A 19,390-nucleotide genomic window follows, 5' to 3' on the forward strand; every position below is an offset into this window, starting at 1 on the left:
AAATCATCTTTTGTGATCAGCTAGTTATTTTACGCTATTGATTCTTATTTAAGTAGATAAACACTTATACAAACTGCTTTGTTAAGTCTTTAAATTGTTGTTCATCAAGGTGAATATCTTTTTTGGCTAATGCTGTACCTTCTATTTCTTCAATTTGAGATTCATAAGAAGGTGTTTCCGTGTCTTGATATACAATGCCTTTAAGTAATGAATTATACTCTAAAACCTTTTGAGTAGCTTTTTGTTTGTCGGTCGTATCAAAATCTTCAATTTCATCAATACTTGTAAGATTTTCTTTAAACCAATCATAAGTGTTGACTTTATTATATGTTACACATGGAGAGAATACGTTAACGAATGAAAAACCGTCATGGTTAATTGCATCTTCCAACATTTTAGTTAATCCTTTAATATCACTAGAAAAACCTTGTGCAACAAATGTAGCACCTGAAGACAACGCAAGTTCTAATGGCGCAACATTTTTCTCAATATTACCTTTAGGCGTAGATTTAGTCACAAACCCTTGTGCTGATGAAGGTGATGTTTGTCCTTTAGTTAAACCATAGATTTGATTATCCATCACTATATATGTCATGTTCATATTTCTACGCAACGCATGGATCGTATGTCCCATACCAATCGCATACCCATCACCATCACCACCAGAGGCAATTACGGTCAAGTCTTTATTAGCCATTTTCACGCCTTGTGCTAATGGTAATGAACGACCATGGATCCCATGTACACCGTATGAATTAACATAACCTGATAAGCGGCCTGAACACCCGATACCTGTTATAATTGCAACTTCTTCAGGTTCTAGCCCAACATTTGCAGCTGCTTTTTGAATAGCTGCTTGAACAGAGAAATCTCCACAACCTGGGCACCAATTGGGCTTCACATTATTTCTAAAATCTTTAAATGTTGCCACTTATACCAACTCCTTTAAATTTTTGGCAATTTCTAATCCTTTGGCTTCTATTTCATTTGGTAAGAATGGCGTACCATCATATTTCGTTTGATTAATTAATTTATCTCCAACGTTCACATTCATTTTTAATATATTGGAAAGTTGTCCTTGATAGTTATGTTCCACAACGACAACTTTTGAAGCTTTATCAACCGCTTCTTGTATCGTTTTGCTTGGGAAAGGATGTAGTTGTCTGATTTGTAAATGATTAACCTTCAATCCTTGTTGCTCTAACCTTTCTTTACCTTCTTGAATCGCACCTTTAGTAGAGATGAAACCTAAATAAAGTATGTCTGCTTCATCATGGACTGCATTATTTTCTACAGGTTGATTGATCAATAGATGTTCTGTTTTTCGCATCCGTTTATCCATTTGCTGTTGTCTGTTATCAGCTGCTTCACTTGTCTTACCTTCTTCATTATGTTCCACACCTGTGACATGGTGGATGCCCCCTTTAACTCCAGGGATTGGTCTTGGAGAGACCCCACTTTCAGTCAACGCATATCGTTTGAAGTATGTTTTATCATCTTCATCTCTTTCTATATCCGATTGAATCGTTTCTCCTCGGTTTATTTCAATTTTATTATAATCTAATGATTCTACAGTTTGTTTACCTAATGACAATTGTAAATCACTTAAAATAATGACCGGGCATTGATACATTTCAGCAAGATTGAAAGCTTCTATCGTAAGGTAAAATGCATCTTCAGCATCTGTTGGTGCTACAACTATTTTAGGTATATCGCCATGCATACCGTAGATCATTTGCATAAGGTCTGATTGTTCTTGCTTGGTAGGCAATCCAGTGGACGGACCGCCGCGTTGTGTATTGATTACAACAAATGGCGTTTCCGTCATACCAGAAAGGCCAATTGCTTCCATCATGAGTGAAAGACCAGGTCCAGCGCTCGCTGTAAATGCACGTACACCAGCATAGTTAGAGCCTATTGCCATATTTGCCGCAGCGATTTCATCTTCAGTTTGTACAACAGTACCCCCAACTTTGGGTAAATTTTCAATCATATATTCCATGATTTCAGATGCTGGTGTAATAGGATAAGCTGCCATAAATCGAGAACCAGCTGACAACGCACCTAGACCTATGGCATCATTGCCAATCATATATAGATGTGGTGTACCTTCTGTTTTTTCTAAAACAAAATCACCATCAATATGACTTAATTGTTCGTTCATTAAACGGTAACCTTCATTCAATGCTTCAATATTCATTTCTACAACTTTATCACCTTTTTTAGTAAACATATTGGTGATAAGTGTCTCAAAATCTGAAATGTCTAAGTTCATTACTGCACATGTCGCTCCAACAGCGACCATATTTTTCATTAAAGTAGTGCCTAATTCTTTCGCAGTGGCAGTAAAAGGTAGCGCAACCAATTGTGCGTCACAATGTTCAGGTTTTTCTGGTTTAGCTTTACTATCAGCAATAATCACACTGTCTTTACGCATCTCATGATGGTTCACTTCAATTGTTTCTTGATCAAATGCGATTAATATATCTAAATCATCACTAATTGCATGTACTGGTGATGTTGATACTCTAATTTTATTATTTGTATGACCGCCTTTGATTCTACTTGAAAAATGACGATACCCATATAAGTAATATCCTTTACGGTTCATAGCAGTGGCAAAGATTTCACCTGTTGATTCGATACCTTCCCCTTGTTGTCCGCCCACTTTCCATGATACTTGAGATTTCATATCATCTAGCCTCCTAGTGGTTATAATAATTCATATTTCATCATACCAAAACAAACCACGCTTTTACTATGAAAAGAGCGGTTTATTTTAAAATTCATACTAATGGACGATTATTTAAAAGGATGGTCATCATTGATAAGAATACGTTCGATACGTTTTGTTTTACCATCTTTATTTAAATCTATAATCACACCTGATAATACACTACGACCTTCGTCAGGAACAACATGTCTTTGTGGTAAGCTTGTGATAAAACGCGTAATCACCTCTTCACGATTAATACCAAGAATACCATCATAGTATCCTGTCATACCTACATCTGTAATATATCCTGTGCCTCCAGGTAATATTCTTTCATCTGAAGTTTGGATATGTGTATGCGTGCCGACAACAGCACTAACTCTATTATCTAAATACCATCCCATTGCATTTTTTTCTGAAGTCGTCTCAGCATGAAAGTCAACAAAGATATAATCTGTTTCTTTTTTTGCTTCAGTTACTAACGCATCAGCTTTTTTAAATGGATCATCAATATCTTGCATAAATGCTCGTCCCTGTAAATTAATGATAGCCAATTTGATTTCGTTAATTTGAATGTAGCGCATACCAACACCAGGTGCTTCATCTGGAAAATTGGCAGGGCGAACCATGCGATTGGCATTTTCTATAAAATCATAAATTTGTCGTTGACCATATGTATGATTACCCATTGTCATAAAATCAACGCCTTCTCTTAATAAAGATTTGTATATTTTTTCAGTCAAACCTTTACCATGTGCTGCATTTTCTGCATTTACGATTGTAACCGTAGGTTTATAAGTTTGTTTCAACTTGGGCAAATAGTTTGAAATAGCTTCTCTACCTATTTTACCAACAATATCCCCAATAAATAAAATTCTCATTTACGTGTCATCCTCTCTTACTGTTAGTTTAATTGAAATTAGCGATGATGAAAAGGCTCTTTAATAAATATTCATAAACATTACTTTGTTTTAAATTTATGATTGGTGGTAATATTTATATTATAGTTATGTATCATTTCAAAAAAATAGGAGTTGTATGTAAGATATGTCAATTAATATTGATCCACAACATTTTGCTGATTTAGTTGTTTCTGCAAACCCTTCAAATAGTGACAATCCGGAGGAGATTGCTAAAGATAGCTTGGAGTTATATATCAATGCTTATAGACTTGCTGAAAGATATGCCAATATCTCCACGAATTGTTATGACACTGCCGAAGTAATTAAAGAATTAAGTAAAGTAGATTTAGAATTAAAATAACTTAACGTAATTCACAGTAATAAAAGAGACTGAAGTATAGTGTTTAGTTTCAAAACAAAGGAGTCTGGGGAACATTATTGTTCATCCTAGACTCCTTTATTTTTTCCAGATTTCTAACCTAGTCTTTTGAATTAAAGCATGTACGAGTGTGATTGTGTTGTACATGTCAAGAGATTCTAGAGATATAGTTTACATAATCCGAGCCTGCAATGGCTCTCACAAATCATTCTATCCAATCCAAGTGTCAGCTGTTACAAGTAAAATAAGTTAAATCGAAAAAGTGTGAAGTTAACCACAATGTATTTTTACTTTAACTATACTTCTTAATAATATCGGTTTTACAAACTAAAAATAACTGCTAGTAAAATTTTACATCTCTACTAGCAGTTATTCCGTAACTTAATTAAGTTCTTATTTATTATTTTGCGTATTCAATTGCTCTAGTCTCACGAACAACTGTCACTTTTATATGGCCAGGATATTGAAGTTCATCTTCAATCTGACTCTTAATATCTCTTGCTAAGCGGTGTGACTTTAAGTCGTCGATAGTTTCTGGTGATACGATAACTCGAATTTCTCTACCAGCTTGGATTGCAAATGCTTTTTCAACACCATCATAACTTTCTGAGAGTGTTTCTAGTCTTTCTAACCTTCTAATATAATTTTCTAGGGTCTCTTTACGAGCACCTGGTCTTGCAGCTGATAGTGCATCTGCTGCTGCAACTAATATAGAAATAATAGAAGTTGGTTCTACATCACCGTGATGTGAATGTATAGCATTTAATACTGTTTCACTTTCAGCATATTTTTTAGCTAATTCTACACCAATTTCAACGTGACTGCCTTCAACTTCATGGTCGATAGCTTTACCAACATCATGAAGTAGTCCAGCACGTTTGGCTAATGTAACATCTTCTCCTAATTCAGCCGCTAACATGCCGCTTAAATGGGCAACCTCTATAGAATGTTTTAACACATTTTGACCATAGCTAGTACGATATTGTAAACGACCTAGAATTTTAACTAAATCTGGATGCATATTATGCACATTAATTTCAAATGTTGCTTGTTCACCAGCATCTCTTATAATATCGTCAACTTCTTTTCGAGCTTTTTCAACCATATCTTCAATTCTTCCAGGATGGATACGTCCATCTGAAACAAGATTTACTAATGCAGTTCTTGCAATTTCGCGTCTAATTGGGTCAAAACCTGATAGAATAACTGCTTCTGGTGTATCATCTATAATTAAATCAATACCAGTTAACGTTTCTAACGTTCTTATATTTCTACCTTCTCTACCAATAATTCGACCTTTCATTTCGTCATTTGGTAAATTAACAACTGATACTGTAGATTCTGAAGTATGCTCTGCAGCTAACCGTTGTACAGTAGTTGCTAATAATTCTTTTGCATTTTTATCGACTGCTTCTTTTGCTTCTTTCTCTTTTTCCTTAACAAGTATTGCAATATCATGTGACAATTCTTCCTCGACTCTTTGAAGTTGTTCGTTAGCAGCTTCTTCTTGAGTGAGACCAGAGATGCGTTCTAATTCTTGTTCATGCTTATTTATTAATGACTGAACACTACTCTCTTTTGCATCTACTTGTTGTTGTCGTTCTTCAAGTTTAGACTCTTTTTGCTCTAAAATATCATCCTTTTTATCTAAAAGATCAGATTTTCGCTCTAAGTTTTCTTCTTTTTGAAGAAGTCGTGCTTCTTGCCTTTGAAGATCACCGCGTCTTTCACGAAGTTCATTTTCACTTTGCTCTTTTAAGATTTGATTCTCTTCTTTAGCTTCAAGGAGCTTTTCCTTCTTAATATTCTCTGCTTCTTTATTACCATGTTCGATAATATCTTCTGCAGTTTGTCTTGCTTGTAATTGCTTTTGATGCAATATATTTCGGGCAATAATATACCCTACAACAACTCCGAGAATAATACCTAGCAAAATGAGTAGGAGGTTTAATAAATTCACACAAACACCCCCTTTTTCTAGGATTTTGCTCTGTATATCAAATTCAATATGATTATATGAAGTTATATAAGAATCATACAATGTAATTGTACGGTTTCAAACTAAGAAGTGTCAAGGTGTGCAACTACATTAATTAAATATTTGAATAGCTTCTTTTACATTAAAATAGTTACAGTTACTGCTATTGCTTATTTCTTGTTGTTTTTTCATCATAAAAAATTTTTATTTAATAATTTTGAACCTATATGCAATCACAAAAAAATAAGTATGTATTTATAAATACATACTTATTTTATAAGGAAAACTATTATATTTTAATTTAAATTATAAGTTACTCATCTTTTTCATCAAAAAGTGTAGTTGGTGCATCTTCTTCCTCTTTTTCATCTACGTCACCATCAAAAATACCAAGTTTTTCTCGCAATTTCTGATCGATTTCTTGTTTAACTTTTGGATTTTCTTTTAAATATAATTTAACGTTTTCTTTACCTTGACCCATACGCTCACCATTATATGAATACCAAGCACCCGATTTATTAACGATTTCATTTTCTACACCAAGGTCTATGAGCTCTCCTTCTTTAGAGATACCTTTTCCGTACATCATATCAACTTCAGCCACTCTAAATGGAGGTGCTACTTTGTTTTTTACCACTTTGATTTTTGTTCTGTTACCAACAATTTCTTGACCTTGTTTCAACTGTTCAGCACGACGAACTTCTAAACGTACAGAACTATAGAATTTTAATGCACGTCCACCTGGTGTCGTTTCAGGATTACCAAACATAACGCCAACTTTTTCACGAATTTGGTTTATAAATACAGCAGTTGTATTTGATTTAGAAATAGCACCAGACAATTTACGTAATGCTTGTGACATTAAACGTGCTTGTAAACCGACATGTGTATCGCCCATTTCGCCTTCAATTTCAGCCTTCGGTGTTAACGCAGCTACTGAGTCGACAACGACGATATCAACCGCACCACTTCTAACAAATGCTTCAGCGATTTCTAAACCTTGCTCACCATGATCTGGTTGAGATAAGTATAAGTTTTGAATATCAACACCTAATGCTTCTGCATAAACAGGGTCTAAAGCATGTTCAGCATCAATAAATGCAGCGATACCACCATTTTTTTGTACCTCGGCTATGGCATGTAATGCAACTGTTGTTTTACCAGAACTTTCTGGCCCATATATTTCTATGATTCTACCTTTAGGGTAACCACCAACTCCTAATGCGTTATCTAGTGTTACCGAACCACTTGATACACTAGAAACTTTACGTGCTTCATTATCACCAAGTTTCATTACTGCACCTTTACCAAATGATTTTTCCATATTTTTAATTACTGTATCTAAAGCTTTTTGACGATCATTATCCAAAACACTGGACCTCCTAAATGAGATTTATCTCTGAAAAGTATCTTAACCATACTATACATTGATTTAAAGTATTCTGCAAGCATTTTGCGAATATTTGTTCGCTACTAATAGAACAATTCTTCACAAAAAGGGAACGTACGTACTAATCATTGTTTGTTTTGAATTATTAATTTTTTTCTCTAAAGTAGTTTAATAATCTAATCAATGAATAGTTTTGTGATCTTTTTTTTATTAAATTTCTATTCTTCGTCATTTTAAATGATTTAATGGTTAGGTATTCGTTTTCTAAAATACCTAAGTATACTGTACCATTTTCATGTATTAATGAAATACCAATTTCAGCATTATACAAATCTTTGACGATACGGCATGAAATTAGTAATTGATGCTCCATATCCTCTTTAGAATTTATAAACTGTTGGTGATGGGGTAACATACCAAATAGCTTATTTGAATAATCATGATCTTTCATTCTAGAATATAATTCGCCATCTGTTACACCATCATAGATTGCAAATGATTGTCTCATATGTGCTAAAAAGGATGATTCGATGGAATTATCATCTGACCCGTAATAATATTTACCTATACGTGACAGGATTTCTTTTTTTACTGGTGCTATTAGTGCTTCACACTCTTGTTTAGAGTTACCATTCGCCGTCAGTCTTATATTAACTTCATGCGTACCAGCTAATGGTGCAATAGTAGGATTTGTTTGATTATCTATCAAATCAATTAAAATAGTTTCAACTTTAGATTCACCTATCCCTGCAAAACGCAATAATTCTGAAAAAATAATACCTTCTCCAGTTAAAAAATATGGTAATAAGCCATCTTTTGCCATCGGTTGCATTTCTTTAGGTGGACCAGGCAATAGAGCGATGTGTTTATCGTTATATTCAATCAGCATACCTGGTGCCATACCTACTTTATTTTCTAAAACTGTTGCGCCTTCAATGACTAGTGCTTGTTGTTTATTGTTCGGAGTCATTTCAACATTTTGATCTTTAAAATAATGCTCAATATACATCAATGACTTTTCATCCGTTACTAAATTGCGATCTAATATTTGAGCTACCGTATGCTTTGTTAAATCATCTTTAGTAGGTCCTAATCCACCAGTAAGAATAACAGCATCATATTGTTCCAATGATGAATGTATTGCTCTTTCAAGTCTATTAGGATTATCTCCTACTACAGTGTGTTCTACAACACTATGTCCTATATCATTAAATAATTTTGATAGATATTGACCATTGGTATTTGCAATTTGACCCAGCAATAATTCAGATCCAACTGCTATAATTGATATATTCACACTTTCCCCTCCTTGTCCGAAAGAAAAATTTCGCTATTTAATTTGTTAAACTTATTATTTATATTATAAATCCAATTCTATTTAAAAACTAAAATTTCGTTTGAAGATTATTCTGTCTTAATTAATAACGATTCTGTATCAAGATATACTGTTTTAACAAAAAAACTGGAAAGGTGCTTAAAAACACTTTCCAGTTGAATTCATGTTTGTCAGAACCAAACTCATATTATTTAGCCTTAAATACATCTCTACCTTTATAAAAGTATTCAATACCAGATAGAATCGTAAAGAATACCCCTATGTATAATAGCACCTGACCTATTGGAAAACCAATCCATGTAGCTAATGGGTCGCCTAGTAAAATCCATACTAACGCAATCATCGTAACCGCCGTTTTAATTTTACCTAATTGGCCTGCTGCGCTTACAAAACCTTGTTCGATTTGTAATAAACGTAACCCTGTAACCGCAAATTCACGTGCAATAATAATAATCGCAACCCATGAGTTTGTTAACCCAATTTCAACAAGAGCAATCAAAGCACTTGAAACGAGTAATTTATCTGCTAATGGGTCTAAAAATTTACCCATATTTGTAACAAGCTGCCATTTTCTTGCTAAGTAACCATCTGCAAAGTCACTTAACGAAGCAACAATAAAGATAATACCACTAATCAATAATTCAATTCTAATTTCATATCCACCAATAAAAGTTACATTACCAAAACCAAAATCTACTAAAGCGAATAATAGAAATACTGGAATTAATATAACTCTAAAGACAGTTATCCAATTCGGAATATTCATTTCAAATCCTCATTTCTATATATATAACTTACAACAAAACTACAATAACATTTTTTATAAAAATAATACCGCTAATATCCACAGTATGGCAGTGATAATAATCACTAGACTTATTACTACTGCTAACTGCAGAGGTTCTTTGTTTTTACTACGATAAGTAGGTTGATGATCTGAAGAAAAAGCATCAATCGTTTCTTTCAAATTGTTATCATGATTAGGAATTTCATCTCTATGTGCATGAATAAGCTGTTCAGCATCAATATTTACAGCCTTTGCATATTTGCGAATAAAACCTTCTACATAATCTGCATTTTTAAGGGACTCAAAATCATTATTTTCAATGAGTGTTAAAGCTTGGCGTTTGATTTCTGTTCGGTTTTCTAATTCTGTTAATGTCATACCTAATCTTTCGCGACGTCCTTTTAAAGTTTGACCAACTAAACTCACGATGTTAGTCCTCCTCATCCATTATCTTTTACTATTCAAAAAATCCAAAACCACCACCGAAAACATCGTCACCGAAATCAAGATTATTTTTACTTTTTACGGTATGTTTTTTCATTTCTTCATAATGGATTTCTTGATTTTTATTTTCTCTTAGCTCAATGATATAATCAAAATCACTCATCTCATAATCACTAGTTTCCACAAATAAATCTGGATGTTCTACAACTTTAATCGCTGGTAAGCTCATAACTTCTTTCACTAATTCTTGATGTTTTTGGTTAGATTCTCTGGCTGTAACCGCACCATCAATAATATAGACATGATCAGAATCATACTCACCTTTGATGAGCGAACTACGAACAGTTTGTTTAATTAGCGTAGAACTAATAAATAGCCAACGCTTATGGGCACAGACACTACCAGCAACAATCGATTCAGTTTTACCTACTCTAGGCATACCTCTAATACCGATTAATTTATGCCCTTTTTCTTTAAATAATTCGGCCATAAAATCTACTAATAAACCTAAATCTTCTCTTTCAAAACGAAATGTTTTTTTATCAGCAGCATCTTGTTCTATGTATCTACCATGTCGTACAGCCAATCGATCTCGTAATTCTGGTTTACGCAATTTAGTAATAGAGATGTCATCAATTTCACTAACGATATTTTCAAATCTACTAACTTTTTCAAGGTTATCTGATTTAATTAATAGACCTCTTCTGCCTTCGTCAATGCCATTTATTGTAACAATACTAATACCCATCATACCTAATAAACTGGAAACGTCACCTAATAATCCAGCTCTGTTCATTGTAATTTCATATTCTAAATACCATTCTTTTTTTGTAGCAACTGTCATGGCATATACACCCCTTAGTTTATAAATCGCAACAATGCGCTTTGACTAAAATCTATCACATTTTCAGTTATTTATTTAATGAAAAAAGCATAGTACCACATAAATAATTTAAAAAGTAATGTAATGAATGATATTGATATTATATCATTGAATGATTCACAGGTGGTTTATTTTTTCTATTATATCAAAAATTATAAATACCAAGCACCATTCACTTTTTGTATTGTACCAGTGACACTTTTGGCTAAAGGATTACAAAGATAACTACAAGTATGGGCAACTTCTTCTGGTTCAATAAATCTTTGTTGTGGTAAATCTTGAGATAAAGTTTCAAGATCATTTTCTCCCCAAGCTTTTAACATATTACCACTTACAAAACCAGGTGCAATCGCGTTCACAGTGACTGAAGTCAATGATAATTCTTGACTCAGTGCTTTTACGAAGCCAATTTGAGCTGACTTCATCGCCGAGTAGACTGTTTCCATACTCGCCCCTGTTTCTCCCCATATTGATGAAATAACTATAATCCGCCCATTTTGACTTTGTCGTAACTGATCTACAAAATATCTACACATTCTAATGAATTGGCGTACGTGAATTTGATAATGCTCATCAATCATTGCATCCGTCATATCTTGCAACTGACCATACAATGCAGTGCCACTCGCATAAATAAGACAATCTAAATTTTTTATAAAATGAAAATATTGGTTAAAATCATCTACGTTGCGCAAATCACATTGTACCAATTGCACTGAACTATGGTTGAACTGAAACTTTAATTTATTGATATCTGTATTATTATAATGAACGATGACTTCATACCCATCAGATAATAAGCGATTAACGATTGCAGAACCAATTGACCCTGAGCCACCTATAACTAAAGCTTTCATTGTTTATTTCATCTCCAAACGACTATCTACAATTTGGGATAAATTCAAACTCGATTGTGCCGTTTCATTCACGCTTTCCAATGTAATACTTTCAACAATATCTAATAGATCAAATAAACTTACACCTTCAAAATAAAGTTTTGTATATTGGTTCGCAATATATTCAGGCGAATTCAAACCAGATATAAACTCACCAATAAATTGCTTTTTCAATAAATTAAATGCTTCTGTATCAGTTAAATTGCCCTGTTTTGCTTCGAGTTCATCCAACAATAATTTTTTTAACTTATCTGGTTGTTGAGTCGCACTGGTAATCATGGAAAAACTATATGTAGGCTCTAATACAAATTGATACCCAAATGTTTCATCTATCAACTCTTCATTAAGTAACATTTGATAAAAGTCAGTTTCTTCACCAAATAGTAATTCAAAAAACAAAGTCATTTCTAAATCTTTTTTTACCAATAATCTATCTGGCACATCAGTTAATGGCATATTTTTAAAGCCAAGCATAATTCGAGGTGATTGCAATTTCATCTTTTCAGTGACTACTTTTTCTTTTACACTATCCTGTTCTTTTAAAGAATCCCTAACTATTCGAGGTTGATTCGTTTTATCTCTTTGATTTTCATGGTCAGCAACAACATTGTAAATATGGTCTACATCTACATCTCCAACAACAAATAAAACCATATTAGAAGGATGATAGAATGTTTCATAGCATAGGTATAAATCTTCTTTAGTTATTTCATAAATACTTTCTACACTACCAGCTATATCTACACGAATTGGATGTGATTCATACATAGCTCTTAATGTATTAAACATTAATTTATATCCAGGTTGCTCTTGATACATTTTTATTTCTTCAGCAATAATACCTTTTTCTTTATCTACAGATGCTTCGGTAAAGTATGGTGTTTCAACCATGGTTAACAAGCGTTTTATATTGCTTTCAATATTATCTGTTGCACTAAACAAATAACTTGTTCGGTCAAAACTAGTAAAAGCATTTACTTGTGCATTATCTTCTGCAAATGCAGTAAACAAGTCTTCTTCCTCATTTTCAAATAGTTTATGTTCTAAAAAGTGCGCTACACCATCTGGTACAGTAACAAAATCTTCACTGCCATGTGGTTTAAATTTACGGTCTAAGGAACCAAATTGAGTTGTATATGTAACAAATGTTTTCTGAAAGCCAGTTTTAGGTATAACAAATAATTTCAATCCATTGTTTAACTCAGCTTCAAATACATTTTCATCTATTTGCTTATAGTATGTGCTTTGCATTAATAATTACCCCCTTTCGTTAAAACATAGATTGTATTGAGTTCTATATTTTTTGCTAAATCTATGATTTCAGCATGATCCACATCTTGAATGTGTTTAATGTACGCTTCCTCTGATATATCATGTTCTAATAGAATATTATTATTTAATATCTCTATGATACGTTTAGGACGGTCATATGACTCTTGACGCTGTGAAATAATAATCTTTTTAGCAAGTTCTAATTTTTCTTCGCTAAATTGACCTTGCTGGAACTTTTCAAATTCCGCAATAATTGTATCTTTCGCTACTTCATATTTGTCAGATGAAACACCACTAAGAACAAACATAAAACCATTTTTTGCATCTATTTGGGAATGAATTGAATATGCTAAACTTTGTTTTTCTCGTACTTCGTTAAACAAAACGGAAGATGGATCTCCGCCAAACATAGTATTAAAAACAACACTGGCAAAATATTGTTTATCTCCAAATTGTACAGGCAATTTAAATCCAATATTTAATTTAGCTTGATCCACTTCATCTGTTTCAACAATTTCTTGTGGCACTTTATCTGCTTGTGGTACTGGCGTCGCATGAGATTGTTTGAATTGGAATGGTTTTATATCAAAATAAGTTTTGATTTGAGATTTTACTTCTTGTTCATCTACATTACCCACGACATAAACAGCACAATAGTCGTTGTGTAGCATAGATTGATATGTATGATATAAATTTTCAGGTGAAATATCTGCTATGTAATCTACTTGTCCTGAAGCTAGGTGACGATATGGTTGTTCACCAAACATATATTTCAATAAATTTAAAAAAGATATTTGAGATTTATTATCAACCATTGCTTCTAATTTTTTAGTTAATAAAGCTTTTTCCTGTGAAACGAAGTTTTCGTCAAAACGATCATTAACAACTAAAGGATTCCAAATCATTTCTCTCAACAAATCTAAACCTTTTTCAAATAATGGGGTTTGATCAGTAAGATAGCGTTCATTCACTAATTCCAATGATATTGTGATGACATGTTTGTCTTTAAATTTTGAGACAAAGCTATTAACATACGCGCCATACAATTCTGAAAGATGACGGTTAAAAGCCTTGTCTGTTGGCCATTTTTTTGTAGCACGCACGAGTAACTTACTGAGAATTGATCGAGCTGTCATGGTTTCACTATCTAATGGTGCCATAAATTTTAAAGTAATTGTGGTCGTTTTGAACTTTGTTGTTGGTAACACATTAATATGCAAATTATTTTGTTGTTCATTAATTTTCAAATTGTCAAACCTCACTTTCATAATTTTGTTATTATATACTATTTCTAACCGTTTTAAATTTTACTAAACTACTTTTGAAATAATTAAAAGAATAAAGTATTGGTTGATCATTTTTATCATAATGAATTAATTTCAATAACATAAGCCCTTCATGCGGCGAAGCATCTAAAACATCCGAAATATGTGGTTCATAACCAATAGCTTCAATCTCAGTTTCTGCATATGCCACTTTTTTCGAAGCATAATATTCCAAAGCATTTAACAAAGATTCATCACTATTTTGATACTCTGCACATGTTAAATCTTCAGCTGGTAGCTTATCCAAACAATAAACAACTGGCATGCGGTCAGCCATTCTCACACGCTCAATAATTGTCACCAACGCCTTTTCAGGAAGATTTAATCTTTTAGCATCTAAAGAGGTCGCAGGTTTTTCGTCTAAATTTATAAATTCTGTACTCGCATGATACCCTTGATCTTCTATCATTTTACTAATACTAACCAACTCATCTAATGGATAGAAGAATGGGTGCAGCTTTTTAACACTTGCACCTTCTTCTAAATTATTAGATAGCACTTGCTCAGTAATTAGTTCATCAACTGCATCGTATACATCATCTGTTTTAACATTTAATTTTCTAGCAACCGCAAGATTACTAGGTAAAGCATCTCCCGGTTTCAATCCTCTCGTACTTATCTCTTGAATCAGCCATTCTTTTACTTTATAAACAGAAGTTAATTCCATATTTACACCTCATCACTATCTAAATCCACAAGTATTTGTCTAGGTTTACTACCTTTTTGTGGTCCAATCACTTGATTACGTTCTAAATCATCCATCAATCTAGAAGCACGGTTGTAACCAATTCTAAATTGTCTTTGCAATAACGATGTACTTGCCTTTTGTTGTTCAATTACAAATAAATACGCTTCATCATATAAGGCATCTTCACTCTTCATTTCTGATTTTTCAACTGGGGCATCAGGTTCCATTTCTTTTACATAATTCGCTTTTTGTTGCTCTACGACATAATTTACGATGTCTTGAACCTCTTGGTCACTTAAAAACGCACCTTGAACTCTTGTTCTAGTTGATCCACCATTAGCTACATAAAGCATATCACCTTTACCAAGTAATTTATCTGCTCCGCCACTATCAATGATTGTTCTAGAATCAGTTTGTGAACTCACAGCAAAGGCAATTCTAGACGGAATATTATTTTTGATTAAACCAGTAATTACATCAACGGATGGACGTTGTGTTGCGATTATTAAGTGAATACCAGCAGCACGTGCCATTTGTGTAATTCTTTGAATTGCGTTTTCCACTTCTTTACCAGCAACCATCATTAAATCTGCTAACTCATCTACAATCACGACAATGTATGGTAATTCTGATTGCTTTTCATCTAACGCTTCATTTTGTTTTCTAATCGCTTCATTATAACCTTCAATATTTCTAGTAGAAGAATGTTGAAACAAGTCATACCTTCTTTCCATTTCTGCAACTACTTTTTCCAAAGCTTGTGATGCTTTATGAGGATTGGTTACAACAGGTATGAGCAAATGAGGGATGCCATTGTATACGTTTAATTCTACCATTTTCGGATCAATTAACATAAGTTTAACTTCATGTGGCTTTGCATTTAATAGGATACTTGTAATAATACCATTGATACAAACAGATTTCCCGCTTCCTGTAGAACCTGCTACAAGTAAATGAGGCATTTTGTTAAGTTCTACTGTGATTGGGTCACCTGAAATATCTCTACCTAGTCCTACTTCTAATTTATTCGAAGCTGGAAATTTTTCATCTAACACTTCTTTTAAAGAAACAAGTGAAATCTTATCATTTGGTACTTCTATACCAACAGCAGATCGGCCAGGTATTGGTGCTTCGATACGTATGTCCTTAGCTGCTAATGCTAACGCAATATCATTATGAAGATTAACAATCTTACTTACTTTAACACCTTGAGCGGGTTGTATTTCATATTGTGTCACTGCTGGACCTATTTTAATTTGAGTGACTTTAGCATCTACACCAAAGTTTTTTAAAGTGTTTTCTAACAACTGCCCTTTTTTCTGCACTTCAGCTTTAGAAGTTGATTTCTGTTTAGCTGGCTGTTTCAATAACGTTAATGGCGGTATTTTATAGGTTTCGTTTTCTACTTCTCCTGCCTCAGATATAGAATTTGAAGCCGCATCTTCATCATATGCTTCACTTTCTTCTAATTCGTTTAAAGGTTGCTCTGTAATTCCATTATCTTCTTGATTCATTTGCTGCGCCGCACTTTGATTATTTTGATCAAAAACGCGTTTAGACCTTTTATTTTGAGGTTGTGCTTGTTGAATATCTTCATCTTTATAATCGTTATGACCATAAATCGGAATTGATTGTTGCTCAGTCGTGTTGCTGCTAATCTCAGGTAAATCAGTGACATCTTTAACGTTATTTTGAGATTGTGATTGCTCAGCTGCTTTTTCAGCTTTTCTTTCTGCTTTTATACGTGCTTTAGCATCTTTCTTAATTTTATTTTCTTTGCGACGCTCTTTAAGATTTGCAGAAGCATCCTGACTTTTTATTTTCATTTTTTCAAAAGCAACTTTAGATACATCTCTATGTCTTTGTTTTGTCAATAAGATAAAACTAGAAGCGATTAATAATATCGTTACAATAATAACTCCGACAATTGAAATAAGAGGTATCAATAATGCCAATAAGTAATGTCCAAATAAGCCTCCACCAAAATTTGGAAATGTCGTATGTTCATAAGATTTATAAACATATGATAGCACAGGCTCTCTGAGCGATTGTGCTCTATGCATGAAATAGTATACTATTTGAGTCACAAGTAACAATGCAATTTGTAAAACAAATGCGCCAGTGGTACGTCTTGTCTTTGGTAACGCTTTATAATAAGTAATGAATACAGTACTAATCAAGATTAATATATAAGTTAAATACCTACTTGTACCAAATAAGTAATTGAAGAAACTATCTATCATGGTGCCTATAATACCCAATTGAAAAACACCAAGGATGATAGCAATAAAAATCACTATCGCAATAATATATCTTAAAGGACTATCACTTTTCTTCTTTTTATTATTTGCGGTTTTCTTTTTCGTATTCGATGTTTTTTTCTTTGTTGTTGAGCTCTTTCTTGTTTGTGCCAACATTCACACCTTCTTTTCAACTCTGTTTTTTCAATATGTATATGAACCATAAATGTGTATTTTAATTACAAGTGAAAATACACATAATAAATATGCTTTTAAATACTATAAAATCATTTTATTACATACTTATAATAACATAAAAGAGGTAAGACATTATTCGCTCCAGTATATTTAAAGGTTGTATATAATTTGTTTAGATATAACATATATACAATGTACTTTTAAATAACTTTACCAAAGCGTCTGTCTTAACCTCTTTATTTTAGAATAGAAATTATTAAATTTCAGAAATTACCGGAATAATCATCGGACGGCGTTTTGTATTTTCAAAAAGTAGTTTGCTTACTTGATCACGCATATTTTGCTTGATTTCTGACCATTCAATACGTTTTTCTTGTAAACCTAATTCAACGATTTCACGTACTTTTTCTTCAGCTTCATTTAATAAAGCCTCACTTTCCCTTACGTAAACAAAACCACGTGATTGAATTTCTGGACCAGCAGCAATTCTACGATTCTTAGGGTCTAGCGTTACGACTGCGATAAAAATACCATCTTCAGCAAGTAAATGACGGTCACGTAATACGATGTTACCAACATCACCTACACCTATACCATCAATGAGCACATTGCCAGAATTAACTTTCTCATTTAAAATCATTTCTTCGCCATCGTAGTTTACTACATCGCCTTTTTCCACTAAGAATATTTTTTCTGGTTGGACGCCTGCCTCATTAGCTAACTTGGCATGGGCAATTTGCATTTTAAATTCACCATTTACTGGGATGAAATACTCAGGTTTCATGATATTAATCATCATTTTTAACTCTTCCATACAACCATGACTTGATGTATGAATTTTTTTACTGTTTGGAATGATTTCTGCGCCTGCTCGAACGAGTTCATTTAACGTATTTCCAACAATCACTTCCATATTAGCAGATGCAGTAATTGCTAAGAAGACGGAATCTCCTTCTTCAATATTCATGATTTTATGTTTCTTTTGAGCCATTTGACTTAAAGCTTCAACAGGTTCTCCTTGCATACCAGTAGCAATGATAATCACTTCGTTTTTGGGATAATTTTCCACTTCATTAATTGGTATTAGTAGATCCTTAGAAATATCAAAATAGCCAAGCTTTCTAGCGATATTAAACGAACTTTCTAACGAACGACCTAGAAAAGACACTTTTCTATTTAACCTTTGTGCAATGTTTAAAACTTGTTGAATACGAATAAAATTAGATGCATAACATGAAACGATTAATCTACCTTTCACCTTTGTAAACGCATCATACATATGAGATTCTATCACGTTTTCAGGTGTATTATAACCTGGTTTTTCTGCTTCAGTAGAATCACTGATTAACGCAAACACACCATCTTGTCCAATTTCAGTCATCTTTTTCAAATCTGGTGCATAATGACCTTGTAAACTTTGATCGAATTTGAATTCTCCAGTGTAAACAATCGCACCATATGAAGTGTGTATACAAACACCTAAACTATCTGGAATACTATGAGTAGTATTAAAGAATGTGACATTAACACCCTTAAAGCGCATAATTGATTCATTATTAACAGTATAATATCTAACTTTCTTATTAACATTGCGCGCCTTCATATTTTCCTTGATTAATGCAATTGTTAATTTCGATCCATAAACAGGCGCATCAACTTGTTCAAGCACATAAGTTACAGCTCCTATCGCATGCTCATGCCCGTGCGTTAGGAATATACCTTTTAATCTTTCTTTATTTTCTATCACATATTGAATATCAGGAATAACAATATCTACACCTAACATTTCATCTTCTGGAAACATCAGTCCCGCATCTAACATAAACATTTCATCGTCTACTTCAACGATATACATATTTTTCGCAATTTCCCCAACGCCTCCGAGAGGGATAATACGAATATTTTTATTTTTTTTCTTAATTAAACTCAAAATGTTACCTCCTATTTAAATTACCCGTC

Annotated in this window: 16 protein-coding genes; 1 reads left to right on the plus strand and 15 read right to left on the minus strand. The window is 33.1% G+C overall.

What is annotated here, in order from left to right:
* Positions 1 to 64 precede the first annotated feature (64 nt).
* The 3 genes from AB1J10_RS07395 to AB1J10_RS07405 form a co-directional block, all read right to left on the minus strand.
* Complete coding sequence (locus AB1J10_RS07395) at positions 65 to 931, minus strand: 2-oxoacid:ferredoxin oxidoreductase subunit beta (protein ID WP_070037836.1); 867 nt, start codon at positions 929 to 931, stop codon at positions 65 to 67.
* Positions 932 to 2,692 (minus strand): 2-oxoacid:acceptor oxidoreductase subunit alpha, encoded by a 1,761-nt coding sequence (locus AB1J10_RS07400; protein WP_369003076.1) that lies wholly within the window; start codon positions 2,690 to 2,692, stop codon positions 932 to 934.
* 110 nt (positions 2,693 to 2,802) lie between these two features.
* Positions 2,803 to 3,594 (minus strand): TIGR00282 family metallophosphoesterase, encoded by a 792-nt coding sequence (locus AB1J10_RS07405; protein WP_046208609.1) that lies wholly within the window; start codon positions 3,592 to 3,594, stop codon positions 2,803 to 2,805.
* Positions 3,595 to 3,760: 166 nt separating this feature from the next.
* On the opposite strand from AB1J10_RS07405, the gene AB1J10_RS07410 reads away from it, so the two are divergent.
* Positions 3,761 to 3,976 carry a hypothetical protein gene (locus AB1J10_RS07410; protein WP_046208610.1) on the plus strand — a complete coding sequence of 72 codons (216 nt, stop codon included), beginning with the start codon at positions 3,761 to 3,763 and terminating at the stop codon, positions 3,974 to 3,976.
* Between the two features lie 418 nt (positions 3,977 to 4,394).
* On the opposite strand, the gene rny is transcribed toward AB1J10_RS07410, so the two are convergent.
* The 12 genes from rny to rnjB form a co-directional block, all read right to left on the minus strand.
* The gene (rny, locus tag AB1J10_RS07415) at positions 4,395 to 5,954 is read right to left on the minus strand and encodes a ribonuclease Y (protein WP_070037839.1); all 1,560 of its coding nucleotides are present in this window, start codon (positions 5,952 to 5,954) and stop codon (positions 4,395 to 4,397) included.
* A gap of 331 nt (positions 5,955 to 6,285) precedes the next feature.
* Entirely contained in the window at positions 6,286 to 7,341 is a 1,056-nt protein-coding gene (gene recA, locus AB1J10_RS07420; RefSeq protein ID WP_070037844.1) for a recombinase RecA, read from the minus strand.
* Positions 7,342 to 7,507: 166 nt separating this feature from the next.
* Complete coding sequence (locus AB1J10_RS07425; RefSeq protein WP_070037847.1) at positions 7,508 to 8,659, minus strand: CinA family nicotinamide mononucleotide deamidase-related protein; 1,152 nt, start codon at positions 8,657 to 8,659, stop codon at positions 7,508 to 7,510.
* 226 nt (positions 8,660 to 8,885) lie between these two features.
* Entirely contained in the window at positions 8,886 to 9,464 is a 579-nt protein-coding gene (gene pgsA, locus AB1J10_RS07430; RefSeq protein WP_046208613.1) for a CDP-diacylglycerol--glycerol-3-phosphate 3-phosphatidyltransferase, read from the minus strand.
* Positions 9,465 to 9,518: 54 nt separating this feature from the next.
* Positions 9,519 to 9,911: a helix-turn-helix domain-containing protein gene (locus AB1J10_RS07435; protein ID WP_080937823.1), complete on the minus strand. Its 393-nt coding sequence runs from the start codon at positions 9,909 to 9,911 to the stop codon at positions 9,519 to 9,521.
* 31 nt (positions 9,912 to 9,942) lie between these two features.
* Entirely contained in the window at positions 9,943 to 10,773 is an 831-nt protein-coding gene (locus AB1J10_RS07440; protein WP_046208615.1) for a DUF3388 domain-containing protein, read from the minus strand.
* Positions 10,774 to 10,964: 191 nt separating this feature from the next.
* Positions 10,965 to 11,669 (minus strand): elongation factor P 5-aminopentanone reductase, encoded by a 705-nt coding sequence (gene ymfI / locus AB1J10_RS07445; protein WP_046208616.1) that lies wholly within the window; start codon positions 11,667 to 11,669, stop codon positions 10,965 to 10,967.
* Between the two features lie 3 nt (positions 11,670 to 11,672).
* Positions 11,673 to 12,959 (minus strand): EF-P 5-aminopentanol modification-associated protein YfmH, encoded by a 1,287-nt coding sequence (gene yfmH / locus AB1J10_RS07450; RefSeq protein ID WP_070037850.1) that lies wholly within the window; start codon positions 12,957 to 12,959, stop codon positions 11,673 to 11,675.
* The gene (gene yfmF / locus AB1J10_RS07455) at positions 12,959 to 14,248 is read right to left on the minus strand and encodes an EF-P 5-aminopentanol modification-associated protein YfmF (protein WP_070037853.1); all 1,290 of its coding nucleotides are present in this window, start codon (positions 14,246 to 14,248) and stop codon (positions 12,959 to 12,961) included. The genes yfmH and yfmF overlap by 1 nt, the downstream gene beginning before the upstream one ends.
* Before the next feature lie 10 nt (positions 14,249 to 14,258).
* Positions 14,259 to 14,972, minus strand: a complete 714-nt coding sequence (locus AB1J10_RS07460) for a GntR family transcriptional regulator (RefSeq protein ID WP_046208619.1) — start codon at positions 14,970 to 14,972, stop codon at positions 14,259 to 14,261.
* A gap of 2 nt (positions 14,973 to 14,974) precedes the next feature.
* Positions 14,975 to 17,407, minus strand: coding sequence for an FtsK/SpoIIIE family DNA translocase (locus tag AB1J10_RS07465; protein WP_070038275.1), 2,433 nt, complete (start codon positions 17,405 to 17,407; stop codon positions 14,975 to 14,977).
* Between the two features lie 280 nt (positions 17,408 to 17,687).
* Entirely contained in the window at positions 17,688 to 19,361 is a 1,674-nt protein-coding gene (gene rnjB, locus AB1J10_RS07470; RefSeq protein ID WP_046208620.1) for a ribonuclease J2, read from the minus strand.
* Between the last annotated feature and the right edge of the window lie 29 nt (positions 19,362 to 19,390).

Origin of the sequence: Staphylococcus cohnii species complex 1663 (assembly GCF_041008415.1) — a bacterium.
In the GTDB taxonomy this organism is placed as follows: domain Bacteria; phylum Bacillota; class Bacilli; order Staphylococcales; family Staphylococcaceae; genus Staphylococcus; species Staphylococcus ureilyticus.